The organism is Streptomyces sp. NBC_00236 (assembly GCF_036195045.1).
Lineage (GTDB): Bacteria > Actinomycetota > Actinomycetes > Streptomycetales > Streptomycetaceae > Streptomyces.
Map to the genome: position 1 here is coordinate 2,055,998 of NZ_CP108100.1, position 17,483 is coordinate 2,073,480.

At 71.0% G+C, this 17,483-nt stretch carries 16 protein-coding genes; 8 read left to right on the top strand and 8 right to left on the bottom strand.

Going from position 1 to position 17,483, the window contains the following annotated elements:
• The first annotated feature begins 21 nt into the window (after positions 1 to 21).
• The gene (glnA, locus tag OG446_RS09085; RefSeq protein ID WP_219568005.1) at positions 22 to 1,431 is read left to right on the top strand and encodes a type I glutamate--ammonia ligase; all 1,410 of its coding nucleotides are present in this window, start codon (positions 22 to 24) and stop codon (positions 1,429 to 1,431) included.
• A gap of 139 nt (positions 1,432 to 1,570) precedes the next feature.
• Here the strand turns inward: glnA and OG446_RS09090 are convergent, their stop codons facing one another.
• The 4 genes from OG446_RS09090 to OG446_RS09105 form a co-directional block, all read right to left on the bottom strand.
• Complete coding sequence (locus OG446_RS09090) at positions 1,571 to 1,957, bottom strand: VOC family protein (protein ID WP_328893530.1); 387 nt, start codon at positions 1,955 to 1,957, stop codon at positions 1,571 to 1,573.
• 116 nt (positions 1,958 to 2,073) lie between these two features.
• Positions 2,074 to 3,696 (bottom strand): VWA domain-containing protein, encoded by a 1,623-nt coding sequence (locus OG446_RS09095; protein WP_328893531.1) that lies wholly within the window; start codon positions 3,694 to 3,696, stop codon positions 2,074 to 2,076.
• 20 nt (positions 3,697 to 3,716) lie between these two features.
• Positions 3,717 to 4,916 (bottom strand): AAA family ATPase, encoded by a 1,200-nt coding sequence (locus OG446_RS09100; RefSeq protein WP_328893532.1) that lies wholly within the window; start codon positions 4,914 to 4,916, stop codon positions 3,717 to 3,719.
• 64 nt (positions 4,917 to 4,980) lie between these two features.
• On the bottom strand, positions 4,981 to 5,478 hold the full coding sequence (locus OG446_RS09105; protein ID WP_328893533.1) for a hypothetical protein: 498 nt from the start codon (positions 5,476 to 5,478) through the stop codon (positions 4,981 to 4,983).
• Positions 5,479 to 5,613: 135 nt separating this feature from the next.
• Here OG446_RS09105 and OG446_RS09110 point away from each other — a divergent pair, with 135 nt between their 5' ends.
• Positions 5,614 to 6,054: a hypothetical protein gene (locus OG446_RS09110; protein WP_328893534.1), complete on the top strand. Its 441-nt coding sequence runs from the start codon at positions 5,614 to 5,616 to the stop codon at positions 6,052 to 6,054.
• 58 nt (positions 6,055 to 6,112) lie between these two features.
• On the opposite strand, the gene OG446_RS09115 is transcribed toward OG446_RS09110, so the two are convergent.
• Entirely contained in the window at positions 6,113 to 6,382 is a 270-nt protein-coding gene (locus OG446_RS09115) for a hypothetical protein (protein WP_328893535.1), read from the bottom strand.
• A 119-nt stretch (positions 6,383 to 6,501) separates the two neighbouring features.
• Here OG446_RS09115 and OG446_RS09120 point away from each other — a divergent pair, with 119 nt between their 5' ends.
• The gene (locus OG446_RS09120) at positions 6,502 to 6,861 is read left to right on the top strand and encodes an arsenate reductase family protein (protein WP_328893536.1); all 360 of its coding nucleotides are present in this window, start codon (positions 6,502 to 6,504) and stop codon (positions 6,859 to 6,861) included.
• 25 nt (positions 6,862 to 6,886) lie between these two features.
• Here the strand turns inward: OG446_RS09120 and OG446_RS09125 are convergent, their stop codons facing one another.
• Positions 6,887 to 7,795 (bottom strand): Gfo/Idh/MocA family protein, encoded by a 909-nt coding sequence (locus tag OG446_RS09125; protein ID WP_328893537.1) that lies wholly within the window; start codon positions 7,793 to 7,795, stop codon positions 6,887 to 6,889.
• Between the two features lie 242 nt (positions 7,796 to 8,037).
• Complete coding sequence (locus OG446_RS09130) at positions 8,038 to 9,198, bottom strand: RNA-guided endonuclease InsQ/TnpB family protein (protein ID WP_328893538.1); 1,161 nt, start codon at positions 9,196 to 9,198, stop codon at positions 8,038 to 8,040.
• 316 nt (positions 9,199 to 9,514) lie between these two features.
• Between OG446_RS09130 and OG446_RS09135 the strand changes: the two genes are divergently transcribed.
• The 5 genes from OG446_RS09135 to OG446_RS09155 all read left to right on the top strand — a co-directional run bounded on the left by OG446_RS09135 (position 9,515) and on the right by OG446_RS09155 (position 15,265).
• Positions 9,515 to 11,002, top strand: coding sequence for a hypothetical protein (locus tag OG446_RS09135; RefSeq protein WP_328893539.1), 1,488 nt, complete (start codon positions 9,515 to 9,517; stop codon positions 11,000 to 11,002).
• Complete coding sequence (locus OG446_RS09140) at positions 10,999 to 12,144, top strand: ARPP-2 domain-containing protein (protein ID WP_328893540.1); 1,146 nt, start codon at positions 10,999 to 11,001, stop codon at positions 12,142 to 12,144. Before OG446_RS09135 ends, OG446_RS09140 begins: the two co-directional genes overlap by 4 nt.
• Positions 12,145 to 12,279: 135 nt before the next feature.
• Positions 12,280 to 13,314 (top strand): glutamine synthetase, encoded by a 1,035-nt coding sequence (glnII, locus tag OG446_RS09145; RefSeq protein WP_328893541.1) that lies wholly within the window; start codon positions 12,280 to 12,282, stop codon positions 13,312 to 13,314.
• A gap of 105 nt (positions 13,315 to 13,419) precedes the next feature.
• The gene (locus tag OG446_RS09150) at positions 13,420 to 14,331 is read left to right on the top strand and encodes a DUF6891 domain-containing protein (RefSeq protein ID WP_328893542.1); all 912 of its coding nucleotides are present in this window, start codon (positions 13,420 to 13,422) and stop codon (positions 14,329 to 14,331) included.
• Between the two features lie 325 nt (positions 14,332 to 14,656).
• Positions 14,657 to 15,265 (top strand): winged helix-turn-helix domain-containing protein, encoded by a 609-nt coding sequence (locus OG446_RS09155; protein WP_328893543.1) that lies wholly within the window; start codon positions 14,657 to 14,659, stop codon positions 15,263 to 15,265.
• 64 nt (positions 15,266 to 15,329) lie between these two features.
• Here the strand turns inward: OG446_RS09155 and OG446_RS09160 are convergent, their stop codons facing one another.
• The gene (locus OG446_RS09160; RefSeq protein ID WP_328893544.1) at positions 15,330 to 17,459 is read right to left on the bottom strand and encodes an MMPL family transporter; all 2,130 of its coding nucleotides are present in this window, start codon (positions 17,457 to 17,459) and stop codon (positions 15,330 to 15,332) included.
• Positions 17,460 to 17,483: the final 24 nt, after the last annotated feature.

The window sequence follows — 17,483 nt, forward strand, 5'->3', positions numbered from 1 at the left end:
GCCGGGAGTAGGAGGAGTTGGATGTTCCAGAACGCCGACGACGTGAAGAAGTACATCGCCGACGAAGACGTCAAGTTCATCGACGTCCGGTTCTGCGACCTGCCCGGTGTGATGCAGCACTTCACCATCCCGGCGGCGGTCTTCGACCCGACCGAGGAGCTTGCCTTCGACGGCTCCTCGATCCGCGGCTTCCAGGCCATCCACGAGTCCGACATGGCCCTGCGCGCCGACCTGTCGACCGCCCGTGTCGACCCGTTCCGCCGCGACAAGACCGTCAACATCAACTTCTTCATCCACGACCCGATCACCGGCGAGCAGTACAGCCGTGACCCGCGGAACATCGCCAAGAAGGCCGAGGCGTACCTCGCCTCGACCGGCATCGCCGACACCGCGTACTTCGGCCCCGAGGCCGAGTTCTACGTGTTCGACAACGTCCGCTTCCAGACCTCGGCGAACGAGTCCTTCTACCACATCGACTCCGAGGCCGGCGCCTGGAACACCGGGTCGGAGGACAACAACCGCGGCTACAAGGTCCGCTACAAGGGCGGCTACTTCCCGACCCCGCCGGTGGACCACTTCGCCGACCTGCGTGCCGAGATCTCCATGGAGCTGGACAAGAACGGCCTCCAGGTCGAGCGCCAGCACCACGAGGTCGGCACCGCCGGCCAGGCCGAGATCAACTACAAGTTCAACACGCTGCTCGCCGCGGCCGACGACCTGATGCTCTTCAAGTACATCGTGAAGAACGTCGCCTGGCGCAACGGCAAGACCGCGACCTTCATGCCGAAGCCGATCTTCGGTGACAACGGTTCGGGCATGCACGTCCACCAGTCGCTGTGGGCCGGCGGTTCCCCGCTGTTCTACGACGAGCAGGGCTACGCGGGCCTCTCGGACATGGCGCGCTACTACATCGGCGGCATCCTGAAGCACGCCCCGTCGCTGCTGGCCTTCACCAACCCGACGGTGAACTCCTACCACCGCCTGGTCCCCGGCTTCGAGGCCCCGGTCAACATGGTGTACTCGCAGCGCAACCGCTCCGCCGCGATGCGCATCCCGATCACGGGCTCCAACCCGAAGGCCAAGCGCGTCGAGTTCCGCGCCCCGGACCCGTCGTCCAACCCGTACCTCGCCTTCTCGGCCCTGCTGATGGCCGGCCTGGACGGCGTCAAGAACAAGATCGAGCCGCCGGAGCCGATCGACAAGGACCTCTACGAGCTGGCTCCCGAGGAGCACGCCAACGTCCAGCAGGTCCCGACCTCCCTCCCGGCCGTGCTCGACGCCCTGGAGGCCGACCACGAGTACCTCCTGGCGGGCGGCGTCTTCACGTCCGACCTCATCGAGACGTGGATCGACTTCAAGCGCACGCACGAGATCGCCCCGATCCAGCTGCGCCCGCACCCGCACGAGTTCGAGCTGTACTTCGACCTCTAGGCAGCAGGTGGCTCAGCAGTTCTGAGCAGGGCGAGGGCCGCTACCCCATGACCGGGGTGGCGGCCCTCGCACGTTCGGCCCCCGGGGCGGCACGGTGGTGCACCTGGCCCGTGCCGGACCGCGGCTCCCTCTCGTGCCCCTACGCGCTGTGCAGGATCTGGATCAGGTTGCCGCAGGTGTCGTCGAGGACCGCGACGGTCACCGGGCCCGCCTCCACCGGCTCCTGGGTGAAGCGCACGCCGAGTCCGCGCAGCCGGGCGAACTCCGCGGGGACGTCGTCCACGGCGAAGGAGGCGGCCGGGATGCCGTCCTTGACCAGGGCCGTCTTGTACGGCTTCACCGCGGGGTGGCCGTCGGGCTCCAGGAGGAGTTCGGTGCCGTCGGGGTCATCCGGTGAGACCACGGTCAGCCAGCGGTCCTTGCCGACCGGGACCTCGGCCTTCTTCACGAAGCCCAGCACGTCCGTGTAGAAGCGCAGGGCCTTGTCCTGGTCGTCGACGAAGACGCTGGTCAGGTGGATCCTCATGGTGTTCTCCGTGTGTCGGGGGCCCGGGCCTTCGCTCTTCGTCCGGCTCGTGCGGGCCGGTGTTCCGGGCATCGGGTCGTGCAACCACTAGAACGCAAACCGGACGCCGGGGCCGTTCAGATGAGGCGGAAGAGGTCGCCGGCCGCGTGGGTGTCGGTCAGGTCGTCGATGCTGCGGAGGTTGTCGCACAGGGCGTCCAGGACGGTGCCGGGGCCGGTGGCCCGCGGGGCGCCGACGGCCACGCCGAAGGTGCGGAAGCCGAGTGTGTGCTTGGCCTCGTTCCAACTGCGCATCCACTGCTCGCTGACCTCGCACTCCCCGTCGGTGATCATCACGATGTCGCCGCGCCGGCGTCCGTCGGTGTTGAGCTCCTCGTCCAGCAGCCTGACGGCCGCCGCCAGCGGGGTGCGGAACTCGGTGCCGCCGCCGAAGAAGTGCTCGGCGAAGTCCAGGACGTCGGCGATCGCGGCCGGCCGGGTGGCCGGGAAGCGGCACACCTTCACGGAGTCGTCGGAGGAGAAGAGGATGCCGACGAAATCGCGCCGCGCCTGGCGGGCCTGGTCCAGCAGGGCCAGGGCGCACGCCTTGGCCCATGCCTCCCTGGTGACGCCGCCGGGGCCGGATTCCTCCATGGAGTACGAGCAGTCGACGCACGCGATGATGGCGCCCTTTCCCGTCGTCTCCTCTCCACGGCTGTCGTAGAGCATCAGCCGCGACTCGGCGAACCTCGCCGCGAACACGCTCCTCATCGCCGGGATGCCCAGGTTGGCCAGCTCGGAGGGGATGAGCCGGGAGAGGTCGTCGCCCAGCGTGATCCCGACGTATTCGCCCCGGGCCTGCTCGACCTTGCGGGCGCGCTCGCCGGCGGCCATCTGACGGAACCGGCCGATGAGGTCCGCGAACCGTCCCAGCCGGCCCGCGCGCAGCCGTTCGGCGAGCCGGGCCCGTTCGCCGTAGGGCATCCGTTGCAGCTCGCCCGGGCCCATGCCCCACGCGCGCATCAGCTCGGACTCCTCGCGGGCCTGCCCGGCGGCCCCGGCCGTGGCGCTCCGTACGCCCGCGCGTACCCCGGGAGCCGCGGCGGCCACCGCCCGCCCGGCCTCCTGGGACGCCTGCTGCGCGGCGGCTTCGGCGGCCTCGGCCGCCTTGACCGCCCGGGTCAGGGCGGCGGCTGCCCCGTCCGGCACCGTGCCGTCCTCGTCCGCCTCCTCGGCAGCCTGCCGGCACACATCGGCGACGGCCGCGCCTGCCCGTTCGGCCTCTTCCCGGGCGCTCGCGGCCCGCCGGGCCCGTTCCGCCGCGTCCCCGGCCCGCTCCAGCATCCGGCGCAGGGTGTCGGACAGGGCCAGTACGGCCATGGCGGCGGCGTAGGGGTCGCCGGAGGTCTCCCGGTGCAGCTCCGCGAACTCCGGGCTGTCCGTCAGTGCCGTGACGACCAGGTGGCCGACCAGCCGGGAGGGGTCCATCGCGGTCTGTTCGCGCAGTTGGGGGCTGACTTTGCAGGCGGCGAGGAACACGTCCGCCAACAGGTCCTCGGTGTGGTCGTGGCGCGCGTTCAGGCTGTGCGCGAGGTCCCGGAGGCCGGTGACCTGGTCGTAGACCTCGCGCCAGGTCATCGTGTCGAACCGGTCGGCGACCACCACGGTGGTCGGCCTCGGCTGCCCGGCCGTCGCGGCCGGGCCGAGCCACCGCCCCGCGCGGCCGGCCAGATCCTCGACGGTGTTCACGGACTCGGCCATGGCCGGGTCCCCCCCGCCGCTCAGAGCCGGTCCTGCACGATGCTCGCGTCCACCCCGAGCGCCTCGGTCAGCACACGGGCGTGGACGGCGCGCCGGCGGGTGATCACGTGCTCGACGGCGGTCGCGGAGCGTCCGGCGGTCCGGGCATCCTCGTGGATCTTCTCCAGCATCCTGCCGGCCTTGTTGAGCTTGGTGATGGCCTCCCTGATCGCCCAGTCGCCCAGCGCCTCGCGGGACTGGCCGGCCTTCGCGTCGAGCTGGGCCTCCAGCTCCTCGATGGCGTCGGCGAGGTCGAGTGCTTCCTTGGCGTCGGGATTGACGAGGTGCAGCACCTCGCGCTCGACGGTGGGGCGTTCGGCGGGCGAGTCCCACAGCACGTGGGTGAGGATCGACAGGTCGCTCTCGGCCACCTGGTCGCGGCCGTCGAGGAACGCGCTCGCCTGGAGCAGCCGGACCGACTGCCGCCATCGGCGGTCGGAGGCGATGAGTTCCTTGCGGCGCAGGGCGGCCCGCAGGGTGCACACGGCGTCCACGACTCCGTCCGGGACGCCCACGGCCGGCACGGCTTCGGTCACGGCGTACTGCAAATCGGCCAGTTCCACCGTGGTCCTGGTGCGAACGGCCGGGGCGGTGACGGCGGAGCGCACGAGCCCGGCGAAGTTGGAGGGGTCGGCGAGGTACCCGACTTCGAGCCGGACGAGCAGGCGGTCGTAGATCGCGGCGCTCTCGTCGCCGGTGGGCAGTTCGTTGGATGCGGTGATGGCGCTGATCAGGGGGCAGCGGATCGGCTCACCGCCGTTCTCCGGGTGGTAGATGCGCTCGTTGAGCAGCCCGAGGGTCTCGTTCAGCGCCGCCGTGGAGCACTTGAAGATCTCGTCGATGAAGGCGATGTGCGCCGTTGTCGCCCGGCCGTCGAAGATCTGCCGGTACTCACCCCGGCTCAGGGCACCCACGTCGATCGGGCCGAACATCCGGGTCGGCGCGGTGAACTTGCTGAGCAGGATCTCCCAGTAGTTCGCGTGTTTGATCCGGCCCGTCAGCTCACGCGCCAGCTCCGACTTCGCGGTGCCGGGAGGCCCGAGTACGAGCGCGTGCTGACCGGCCAGCATCGCCACCGTCAGCGTCCGTACGACCTCGTCCCGCTCGTAGAACAGCGCCGACAGCTCACCGGTGATCGCCCGCAGCCGTCTCGCGGTGTCCGGTGCGTGGGTGTCGCTCATGCCGCGCACGGTACGCGGCCGGAGCGGCTCCGATCAACGAGATCCGTGACCGGCCCTCTCGCGGTCAGTGCCGCAGCGCCTTGCCCACCTCGGCCTTGATGTCGCCGTCGAGCTTCCGGTTGCTGCGGGCCGTGGCGTCCTTGGTCTTCTTGGAGGCCACGTCGTCGACCGTCACCACGACCGTGTCCTGCAGCTTGCCGTCCGCGTCCTTGAAGTTGATCTGCACGGCGTAGGACTGCGTCGAGTCGGCGCCGTTCGACACGGTGACCTTCGAGGTCACCCGGCCGTCCTTGTCGGCGGCCGGGGCACCCGCCTCGACGTCACCGCTCGCGTTCACGCCGTCCTTGAAGCTGTTCAGCTTGTCCTCGGCGGCGGCCGTCGCCGAGGCGATCACGTCGGACCCCTTGGAGGCGACGGACGAAGCCACCGACGAGGCGGCCGACGCCGCCTTCGACACCGTGCTCGACGCGCCGTCCCCGTCGTCCGAGCAGGCCGATGCCGTGAACGCCACGGTCATCGCCACCACAACCGCGCTCGCGCCCCGTACGCCTCGCCTCGTCATCGTGCCTCCCAGCACTCGTCCGTCGGCCCAAGTCAATGCGGCGGCGGAGGAGGACGCATGTGCTGTAGGCCGACCGGGTGAGGGGGTGGCGGACGTGGGGTCGCGGGCGGGGCACGGACCACCGAGGCTGGGGGGATGAGCGAGCAGGCCACCCCCGGCGCACCGGCCCCGCCGCCTCCCAGGAGGCGGCGGCTGTGGCCGTGGGTGCTGCTGCTGATCGCCGTGCTGCTCGCACTCGGGGCGGGTGCGGTCTCCGCCGTGCTGGCCCGTGAGGTCTCGGCGGAGAGTGCGCGCACCGTACACATCCGGTACGAGGTCACCGGCGCCGCCGACGACGTGACGGTCACCTACAGCACGTGGAAGGGCGAGGAGCTGTCGACCGGACGGCTGACCCTGCGGAGCCTGCCCTGGACCGGGGAAGTGGACACCAAGGGCTTCATGAGCGGCGGTTCGTTCGAGGTCAGCCTCGGGAAGTCGGGCGGTGACGTGGCCTGTTCGGTGACGGTGGATGACGGCATCCACCGCACGGCCAGGGCCTCGGGCGCCTTCGCCACCGCCACGTGCAGCGGGTTCTGAGACGCGACCGCGCCCCCGGTCACTCCGGGGGCGCGGTCCTCGGCGGGAGGGCTGTCGGTCAGCGGCCGTAGCGGATGAGTGCGCGGACCATGCGGCAGGTGGTGTCGGACGGCGGGTGGATGTGGAGACGCTCGGCGGTCGTGCGTATCCGGGCGTTGCTCGCGCTCGACGGGTGGTACACGCCCGTGTCGAGCAGGGCGATCGCCAGGCGCATCGCCTTCAGCCGGCGATTGTGGGAGACGTACCACTCACGGGGACGGCCGGCGGGAAGCGGCTTCTTCTTCAGGGGTGTGTCGAGCGGCTTGGTCGTGACTGCGGCTACGGCCATTGGCAACCTCCTGGCGCGGTGGTGGAACCCTCACGAACTACCCCCATTTTACTGCCCCCCACTGACAATCGCCCCTGGCCAGAGGGGTTTTGGCTGGTCCATCGCGTACCTTTGGACCCATGGAGATCTGGATCAATCCCGCCTGTTCCAAGTGCCGCAGTGCACTGACGCTGCTCGACGCGGAGGGTGCCGACTACACCGTCCGCCGCTACCTGGAGGACGTGCCGTCGCCGGACGAGATCCGGGCCGTGCTCGGCAGGCTGGGCCTGGAGCCGTGGGACATCACGCGGACGCAGGAGGCGGAAGCGAAGGAGCTGGGGCTCAAGGAGTGGCCGCGTGACGCGGATGCGCGGGAGCGCTGGATCACGGCCCTCGCCGAGCATCCGAAGCTCATCCAGCGGCCGATCATCACGGCCGAGGACGGCACGGCGGTGGTCGCGCGCACGGACGAGGCGGTCCGGGACGCGCTGGGGCGTTGAGGACGGCCCGCTCGGCGGCTGCGGCTCAGTTGCCCGCCTGCGCCTCGGCCTCCGCGAGCAGTTCCGTCAGCCGGAGCCCGAACCGTACGTCGCAGGGGTGCGCCTCCCCCGTACGCACCGATTCGATCAGCGCGTCGACCGCGGCGCCGAACGCCCCGACCGCGCCGTCCCACCGGGGCAGGCCGACGACACCGTGCTCGCCCCTGAGTTCGATCCCGACCCCGGCCGCCGCCACCGGCGCCGCCAGCGTGAGCGTCACCGTGCTGGAAGCGCCGGTGGTGTGGCGCAGGACGAGGTGGTGGGTGCCGACAGGGCCGCGAGCCGCGGTCAGGGCGGTGACGTCGCCGAGCACCGGGATGAGGACTGAGAGCGCGTGCGGACCGACGTCCCACAGGCCGCCCCTCTCCCGGCGCCACGGGGACGCGGCGAACTCGCTGTCCGCGCCCGGCGCCCACAGGGCGCCGATCCACTCGGCATGAGCGGTGAACCAGCCGCCCGCCGCGCCCTGTTCGGCGATCCACTCCGCGGTCTCCGGGGCGAATCGCAGCGTGCAGAAGACGATCGAGGCGACCCGGGCCCGCTCGACGGCCTCGACCACCTCCCGGGCGCCCTCGACGGTCGTGGCCACCGGCTTGTCCATCAGCAGATGACAGCCGGCCGCCGCGGCCCGGGCTGCCAGGGGAGCCTGGACATCGGGCGGCAGGGCGAACGCGACGGCGTCACTCGCGGCGAAGAGCTCGTCGAGACCCGCGTCACTGGTGTACGCCGTGGTGCCGTGTGCGGCGGCCAGTTCCCCGGCGGCCTCGGCACGGCGTCCCCACACCCCGCTCAGCACGACGCCTGGGTGGGCGGCGAGGGCGGGGGCCTGGGTGATGCGGGCCCAGGGGCCCGTCCCGACCAGGCCGATACGCAGGGGTGTCGTGGGTGTCGTCATGGGACCAGTGTGCCCGGTGTGCCGGTGTGGGCGTTCGAATCGGGTGGCGGGGCGTGCGGGCGTGCGGTTACGTTGGCGGGGCCGGCCGCGGGACTCCGGTGCGACTTCCGGGACTTGCCTGTCAACTAACTCGGCCCTGAGGGGACCGAGCTTGGAGGCTGAGTACCTGTCAGGGCGTTGCTTATGCTCCCGACTGCCCCCTACGGCAGGGCGGTCACGGGGCACATTCACCGGTCGCCGCGTTATGCGGGGGCCGGGTCGGGCATGTTGACGAATACCCACGCCGAGCGTGCGCGGTCGCGCACGTTGACCCCGGCGACGTGGTCGGCGGGCCCAGCGAGGCCGCACCGCCGGCAGGAGAAGTGGTCCCGGGTGGGCCGGTTGGCCCGTTCGGTGTTCCCGCAGCGCGGGCAGCGCTGCGAGGTGTAGGCCGGATCCACCTCCAGGTAGGGCACCCCGGCGCGGCGCGCCTTGTATGCGATGAAGGTGCCGAGTTGGTGGAAGGGCCAGGAGGACAGTCGTGCTCGTTGGTCGCGTCGGACCGTGACCCGCTCGCGGATGCCCCTCAGTTCTTCCAGAGCAATGCCGCGTTCGGTGCGTAGGGCGACAGCAACGACTGTCTTGGCGATCTTGTGGTTGATGTGCGTGGCGTGCCGGGCCTCCCGGCGCGCCCGCTTCTTCAGCAGCTGCTTGGAGGACCGTGTCCCTTTGGCCTGGATCTCGGCCTTCTTGCGTGCCTGCCACCTGCGGTATCGGCCAAGGCGGCGCCCGGAGTGGTTGTCGCCGTCGCTGGTGGTGGCGAGGTTGACGATACCGCGGTCCACTCCGATCCAGCCCTTGGGCTCGAACACCTCCGGCTCGGGGATGTCGATGGTGGCGACCAGGAACAGCTTTCCGTCCCGCTGGACCAGGTCGGACTCACCCTGGCGGTGCTCGGCGAGCTGCTTGAGCGCCCCGGCCGAACAGGCGAAGCGGATGTTCTTGATCCGGCCCGCGAGCGTCCAGATCGACACCGTCCGCGCGTCGTAGTTCCACGACAGACACCGGTCGTCGTACGTGTGCGCCGCATCCGGTCGGAACACGATCGGCTTGGACTGCGCCTTCACGCGCCGCTTCGAGCCCGCAGCGCCGAGGTTTCCGGCCTTGATGCCGGCCCGCAGCGCCTGGTAGGCGTCCGCGACCCGCTTGATCACATGCTGCGCAGCCTGGGCACCGAACCCCCGGCCCTTCAACTCGCCGTAGCACAGCCCCCGCAGCTCACGGACCGATCCCTTCAACCCGAAATGCCGGTAGGAGACCTCCGACATCCAACAGGCCGCCTCGTTCGCCGCGCGCAGGGTCGACTCGACAGCCGACGCCTGCACGGCATCCGGCACGAGCTTGACCTGCACCACGAGCTTCATACCGATGACCGTACAAACCTCACCGGACATGTGGGCGACTTCCGTAAACCAGTCCCACCTTCCAGCGAACCAGCGACCACCTGTTCGACCCCGGCGTTCTCCGGCTCCGCCGGACACCCCCTTCCGGGCGCTCCGCGCCCGGAAGACACCGCGACGCTCCGCGTCGCAACCACACGATGCGATTCCTCCCGGACGTGAACGCCCGGGGTTCCTCGCAAGATCACGCTGAAGCACACACATCGCTGTTCGCCCCCTCATTCCCCGGCCGGCTTCCACATGGGCGTACCGCCGTGCGGAACACCACGGGGGAATCACCATGACGACCGAGACCTTTGCCGATCTTGTCGCCGCCGAGGACGTGCTCCTGTTCGTCAACGCGGCGATCACCGCGACCGGCCAGCGCGAGTTCCACTCGGGGGCGTACCACCAGCAGCTCTCGCTGGACTTCCTGCACGCGTACGTACGGGTCAACTACCGCCGGGTGTACGCGGCCTCGCTCGCCCTGGACATCAACGACCACAACGCCGTGCGCATCGTGCGGGGTCTGCTGGAGTACGCCGCCGACGCCTCGGCCGAGGAGAAGCGGACCGAGGGACGGCTGATCGCGGCCCGGCTGGCGAAGCTGCCGCCGCAGCGGGTGTACCGGCTGTTCCGGGGGCTGCGCGCGTCCAAGGTCAACAACCGGCGCACCCGCGCGATCATGCGCGACTGGCTGGCCACGCGGCCGGACCCGGCGCACGACGCGGTGAAGTACCGCGCGGGGCTGAAGACCGCGGTCCGCCACGCCCATCTCCGGCTCGACGACGGCACGGTGCAGCCGGGGGCGGCGCCGGACGGCGAGTTGGGCGCCTTTCTCTTCCGGCCGGGGAAGCTCCCCCGCTACCGGCATCAGCTGCTCGACGCCTGGCGCCGCGCCCACTACGAGCAGGGTGCCGTGGGCGAGCTGCCGTTCACCGTCGCGGAGGGATTCGCCGCCCGGCACGGCATGAAGCGCGAGGCGTTCCTGGAGCGGATGACGCCCCGGATGACGCGGCTGGAGCGGCTGCGCACCCAGGAGCAGCGCAGCAAGGCCGCCCCGGCGGCGCTGCCTGCGGATGTCGATCTGACCGTGATGCCGCTGACCCGGCTCGCGTTGTACGTCCTGACGTTCGATACCGAGCTGCGCGTGCGGCACCGCACGGAGCTGACCGCCGCCCTGCGCGCCGCTGCCCGCCGGGCGGCGGGCCCGCATGCCGCGAGCTGGGGGCGGGTCGCCGCCGTGCTCGACGACAGCTACTCCTCGTCGGGTTCGGGCGAGAAGCGGCGCCGTCCGCTCGCCGTGGCGCTGGCCTGCCACTTCCTGCTGGAGGCGCTTGCCGCGCCCGGCGCGTACACCCCGCTGTGGACGAGCGGCGCGACGGATCCGCTGCTGGTCAGGCCGTGGGGGCCGACGCCGCTCGGCCTCCGTGTCCTGGACGCCCTGGAGCACGGCCCGGACCGGCTGGTCATCGTCTCGGACGGCTGGGACAACGCCCCGCCGGGGCTGGCCGGTGAGGTGCTGCGGGTGTGGCGGACCCGGCTCGATCCGGACCGGCGCACCGCGGTGGTCCATGTGAACCCTGTATACGACGCGGACGGTTTCGACGTCAGGCGGCTGTCCCCGAGCGTGCCGACGGCCGGGATCCGGGACGCGGAGGACCTGCCCGCGCTGGTGGAGATCGCGCAGTTCTCCGAGGGGCGCACCGGGCCCGCCGAGCTCTACGCGTACCTGGACCGGCAGGTCGCCCGGTTCGTGCACACCGGTCCGTCGGGAGGAACGCCGTGAACAGGCTCGAACTGACCGGACTCACCGCCCGCCCCGCGCAGGTGTGGGGCGGCATCCGGCTCGTACCGCTGGTGCGCGAGAGGCCCGTCGAGGGGCTCCGGCTGCACCGGGAGGTGTACACGGGGTACGGGACCGGCACGGTGGAGGTGGGTCCGCGCACCCACTACACCTCGTACATCCCGCACGGTTTCGTCGCGGACTGGGCGGGTGAGGGGACGAACACCGCCGCGTACGGGACACAGCTCGGCGCTCAGGGCGGGAGCGGACCGCCGCACGCCCCGCCCAGGACGCTCACGCTGCCGCGCCACCGGCACCACCGCCTGGCCAAGCGGCAGGCGGGGAACCGGCTGCGATTCCTGCCGCTGCACCTCGCGATGGAGGGCTATCTCGCGCTGCACTTCGGCGGGCCCACGACCGCCTGGGAGGAGTGGTCGCGCCAGGCGCTGCGCGACGGGCTCTCGCCGCGGGCGGAGGACGCCTGTCTGGGATGGTCGGTGCGCGGGCTGGGCGACGCGCTGCGGGCGTTCGAGATCCATCCCGGCCAGTGCGGGGTCATGGTGTACGCGGCCGACGCGCTCGCCGCCGCCTTCGTGGTCCCGCATCCCGACGACTACCGCCTGCTGCATCCGACGCTCGTCCAGGACCTGTACGGGGAGCTGGTCCATCAATACGCGATGTACGGCGCCCCGGTGGCCGGCTTCGGTGCCCGTCTCCCGGACGGCCCCCGCATGCGGACGCTCGCCGATCTGCGGGCCGCCGCGCGGGAGCAGGAGCGGGAGTGGGGCGAGGCGCACGACACGCTCTTCGCACGGGAGCTGCTGGACAGCTCGTACGGCTTCGACCGGGTGTACCGGATGGGGTCGTTCACGCTGTGGCGGTTCCTGCCGCCGTTCCTCCGCAACCGGGGCGGGCAGCACATCGGCGAGACGATCACCGACCACAAGGGGCAGGTCGCCTACCTGAAGACGTTCCGGCTGTCCGAGGCACAGGTCCGGCGCGGGCATCTGCTGCAACGGCTCGCCGACGCGGACTGGCTGCTCCCGCGGGCGGCGGAGGCACTGGGCACCAGCCGGGAGGAACTGGTCCGGCGGATCCGGGCCGCCGGATTCGAGTCGCTGCTCCGGGACCGCGGCAGCCGGTAGGCGTCACCCCACCGCCGGTCCGTCTTACGCAGGAAACCTCGGTAACACGGGGTTCACACGAGGGCAACGGTCGGGAAATCGCGTCTTGCGAAGCTGCGCTGCATAGACCGCAGCACCCGCAAAGGATGGGCTTCCGTGACGTTCAAGGCTGAGTACATCTGGATCGACGGCACCGAGCCGACCGCCAAGCTCCGCTCCAAGACCAAGATCATGCCCGGTTCCCCGTCCTCCGACGTGGCCGAGCTGCCCATCTGGGGCTTCGACGGTTCGAGCACCAACCAGGCCGAGGGCCACGCCTCCGACCGGGTGCTGAAGCCGGTCTTCACGTGCCCGGACCCGATCCGTGGCGGTGACGACATCCTGGTCCTGTGCGAGGTCTTCCACATCGACATGACCCCGCACGAGACCAACACGCGGGCCGAGCTGCGTCCGGTCGCCGAGCAGTTCGCCGGCCAGGAGCCGATCTTCGGCATCGAGCAGGAGTACACCTTCTTCGACGGCCACCGGCCGCTCGGCTTCCCCGAGGGCGGCTTCCCAGCCGCGCAGGGCGGTTACTACTGCGGCGTCGGCGCGGACGAGATCTTCGGCCGCGAGATCGTCGAGAAGCACCTCGACAACTGTCTGAAGGCGGGCCTGGCCATCTCCGGCATCAACGCCGAGGTCATGCCCGGCCAGTGGGAGTTCCAGGTCGGTCCGGTCTCCCCGCTGGAGGTCTCCGACCACCTGTGGATCGCCCGCTGGCTGCTCTACCGCACCGCCGAGGACTTCAACGTCTCCGCGACCCTCGACCCGAAGCCGGTCAAGGGCGACTGGAACGGCGCGGGCGCGCACACCAACTTCTCCACCAAGGCGATGCGCGAGGGGTACGACGCGATCATCACCGCGTGCGAGTCGCTCGGTGAGGGCTCGAAGCCGATGGACCACGTCAAGAACTACGGCGCGGGCATCGACGACCGGCTGACCGGTCTGCACGAGACCGCCCCGTGGAACGAGTACAGCTACGGCGTCTCCAACCGCGGCGCCTCCGTCCGCATCCCGTGGCAGGTCGAGCAGGACCAGAAGGGCTACATCGAGGACCGTCGTCCGAACGCCAACGTCGACCCGTACGTCGTCACCCGGCTGATCGTCGACACCTGCTGCACCGCGCTGGAGAAGGCCGACCAGGTCTGATCCCGCCCGCACCATCCGTCCGTACGAGGGGCGCCCGCCGTTGGTCCGGTGGGCGCCCCTCGTTGTGCACGGAGCACTGTCAGTGCGGTGTGCCAGGCTGCTCACGTGCTTGAGATCAGAATCGCGACCGAGAACCACCAGACCCACACCCGCCCTTCGGACCGGGAGCTCGGTGCCCTCGTGCACCGGATCGGCATGACCGGTGACCGCTTCCTGGTCGTGGAGCGGGTCCCGGACATCCCGGGCACGTTCATCCAGGTGTGGCACGAGGTCGGCGGGGGGTACGACGTGGAGCACCGCACCGGCGGAGCCGCCACCCATGTCCGCGCCCTCGTCGAGACGCCCGGGCAGGTCGCCGCGTTGATGACGCGCTGGGCCCGCCAGGAACGCGGGTGGGACACGGGTATCGGCTGGCAGAGCGCCGGCCTGCCGGAACCGGAGGCCGTACCGGAGATCGCGGCGGACATCCGCGGACAGTTGGAGGAGCACGTACGGGCGTTGCTCCGCGGCGGGTACGGCGGTGTGGCGGATCTCGCCGAGTCGGCCGAGGAGTACCTGGTGAAGGACGGCGTGCGTCCGGTGACCCGCGCGCAGGCGCGACAGCTGGTGGAGCGGCTGTGGCTGGAGCGTGTCGAGGAGCAGCAGCGGTGGGCGGACGTGACCGATCCGGACCGGCTGGAGCAGGCCTTCGCCGTGCTGGACGGGCGGGGAATCACCGCCCGGGAGCACTTCACGTGCTGCAGGTCGTGCGGAGTCGGAGAGATCCGCGCGGAGGGGCGGGACGACGCCAGGGGCTTCGTCTTCTTCCACATGCAGGGCACGGAGAGCGCCGCGGCGGGGCACGGACTGACCCTGTACTACGGCGGGTTCGACGAGTCCGCGGAGACGGCCGCGGCCGTCGGCCGGGAGGTGGCGGCCGTGCTGGGCGAAGCCGGCCTGACCGTGGAGTGGGACGGTTCGGCGGACCGGGCGATCGAACTGACGGGCCTGGACTGGCGGAAGCGGCTGGTGGGCTGAGCCCCGGGGTCTCCCGTCTGGTCAGGCCGGATCAGGGAGCGGTCCGGGTCCATGGCAAAGGGTCCGTATCGACGGGTGAGAGAGGTCTGCTCCCGCGCACGGTTCTCTGGTTCAATGGGGACATGGCCAGCATCCAGCACACCTCGTCAGGTCGCAGCGACCTCGAGCCGTTCTGGCCCTCCCGTCAGCATCACGACTTCGACCGGGTGTGTTGCCGCGCGTTGAACGCGCGGGCCCTCTAACACCGCTCACCCCGGTCTTCGGTCCGCGCGCACGAAGCAGGTCCGTCCACAGACGACTCCCTCGCGCGAAAGAGCTGACCCTCATGGCGAACACCCGTATCTTCTCCGCCGCAGCCGCTGCCACCGCAGCGCCGTCGGCGACCGCTGCGACCGCCCCTTCCCGTCCTCCCTCCCCCAACCGTCACCGGCTGCGCGCCGTCGCTCCGGACGAGGTCGTCCGGACGGCCGATGTCTCCGCGTTCCTGACGCCGGGCGCCACCTGGCTGCCCGCGCCCCAGCACACCCTGCCGGCGCTGCCGGGCCGGCCGCCGATGGTCGGATACCTGGTGCTCGTCCCCGCCGATCAGCAGCCGGCCATCGCGGCCGCCGCCGCCCAGTACGTGGTGCCGGAGGTGCTGGAGGACGCGGGCACGGGGCCGGTGCGGATCGACTCCGTCCAGCGCACGGCCGCGGTGAACGGGAACACGCTCGACCTCACCTACCTGGAGTTCGAGCTGCTGGCCCATCTGGTCGCCCACCCCCACCGGGTGCACACCCGCGACCAGTTGGTGACCACGGTCTGGGGTTACGGACATGTGGGCGACGGGCGCACCGTCGATGTCCACATCGCCCGGCTGCGCCGCAAGCTCGGTGCGGAGCACCGCCGGTCGATCCAGACGGTGCGGCGCGTCGGTTACAAGTACACGCCCTGATCTCACCCGCAAGGGCCCCGGCTGCGGTACGTACCGCAGCCGGGGCCCTTGCGTAGCTCCGGGGTCAGCCGTGCATCGCCGGGGCCGCCGCGTGGTCCGGCTCCGGCTGCGGCTCGCCGTGGTCCGGCTCCGGCAGGCGGCGCAGGCCGCGCGGGGTGCGCCAGTTCCGTTCGCCCAGCAGCGCCATCGCGGAGGGCAGCAGGACCATCCGTACGATCGTGGCGTCCAGCAGGACCGCGACGGCCAGGCCGACGCCCATCTGCTGCATGTCCTGCATCGACAGCGTCCCGAAGACCGAGAACACCGCCACCATGATCACGGCCGCGCCGGTCACCGCGCCGGCCGTGCGCCGGATGCCCTCGTCGATCGCGGCCGGGGTGGAGAGGCCGCGGCTGTGGGCCTCGCGGATCCGGGAGACCACGAAGACGTGGTAGTCCATCGAGAGCCCGAACAGGACGACGAGGACGAACAGCGGCATCCAGGCCTCGATCGCGCCGACGCCTTCCGAGCCGATCAGCGAGGCACCCCAGCCGTGCTGGAACACGGCCGTCATCACGCCGTAGGCGGCGGCCACGGAGAGCAGGTTGAGCAGGATCGAGGTCACGGCGATGACGTAGCTGCGGAAGCAGAACAGCATCAGCAGGAAGGTCACCGCGGTGATGAAGAGGAAGACGGGCACGATGCCGCGCTTCAGCTGGTCGTTGAAGTCCACGGACCCGGCCACCTCACCGGTGACATAGGCCCGGGCGCCGGTGCCCTCGAACGCGGCCGGCAGCCGGTCCTCCCTCAGTTCGGTCAGGGCGGCCTCGCCGTCGGGCAGCGGTACCTCGATCTCCGCGACGTCCTGCGCCCGGTGGACGGTCACCTGGTCGAATCCGGCCAGCGCCTTGCGTACGGCGGGGGCCTCGATGTCGTCGGCCTCGACGACCACCTGGGCCGGGGCGGGACCGCCGGGGAAGGTCTCGTTGATGTGCCGGTAGGCGACGGACAGTGCGGAGTCCGACCCGAACTGCTTCTCCAGGCCGAGCGACTCGGTCTTCATGCCGAGGGCCGGTGCGGCGAGTACCAGCAGGACGACGACCGAGGCGGCGGCGAAGAACCTCGGCTTGGCCAGGACCGGCCGCAGCAGCTTGCCGGCGATCCTGCCGCTCTCCTTCTTGCCGCGCTTGTCGCGCCGGTTCAGCAGTGGCACCCGTCCGGCGTCGATCCGGTCGCCCAGCCAGGAGAGCAGGGCGGGCAGGACCGTCACGGACCCCATCATGGCGATGAAGACCACGATGATCGTGGCGAGGGCGAAGCCCTTGAACAGCATCAGGCCCGACAGGAACATGCCGGCCATCGCGACCATCACCGTCAGCCCGGAGACGAGCACGGACCGGCCGCTGGTCGCCGCCGCGATGCGCAGAGCCGTCTCGGCGTCGCGTCCCGCGGCCCGCTCGTCGCGTTCGCGGCGCAGGTAGAAGAGGCAGTAGTCGACGCCGACGGCGAAGCCCATCAGGAACATCACGGAGTACGTGGTCTGGAAGAGGTGCAGCTGGTGGCTGGCGAGCGAGAGCAGTCCGAACGCGGCCATGCAGGCGGTCAGCGCGAGCCCGACGGGCAGCAGGGCGGCGACGACGGCTCCGAAGGCGACCAGCAGAATGCCGAGCGCCAGGGGTACGGCGGTGAACTCGGCCTTCTTCATGTCGTCGGAGAGCAGGTCGCCGAGCCACTTCCCGGCGCTGGCCTCGCCGAACTGGTGGACCGTGACGTCCGGTCGGGCCTCCTGCACCCCGGCCACGGCGTCCAGGACGGGCTGCACCCGGTCGCTGGAGGTGGCCGCGTCCCCCTTCATCTCGAAGGTGATCAGCGCGTCCTTGCCGTCCTTGGACGGGACCGGGGCCGCAAGGTCCGTCACCTCGCCGGTCCGGCCGATGGCCGCGGTGAGCTCGCCGGCCGCCGTCCGCCAGCCGTCGGGCTTCGTCGACGACACCATGACCAGCTCACCCGCGCGGTCTCCGAGGCCGGCGTCGGAGAGGATCTGCTCGGCGCGCGCCGAGTCGCCGGCGCCGTTCTCGGCGTTGGTCATCTCGACCATCCCCGACGCCCCGCCGATGCCCGCGGCGAGTACGACGAAGAGCAGCCAGCCGAGAATGGCTGTCTTGCGATGGTGTGTGCTCCACACACCGATACGTGCCGCGAGGTTGGGCCTCATGGTGTTGTTCGCCCCCTGTGTAGG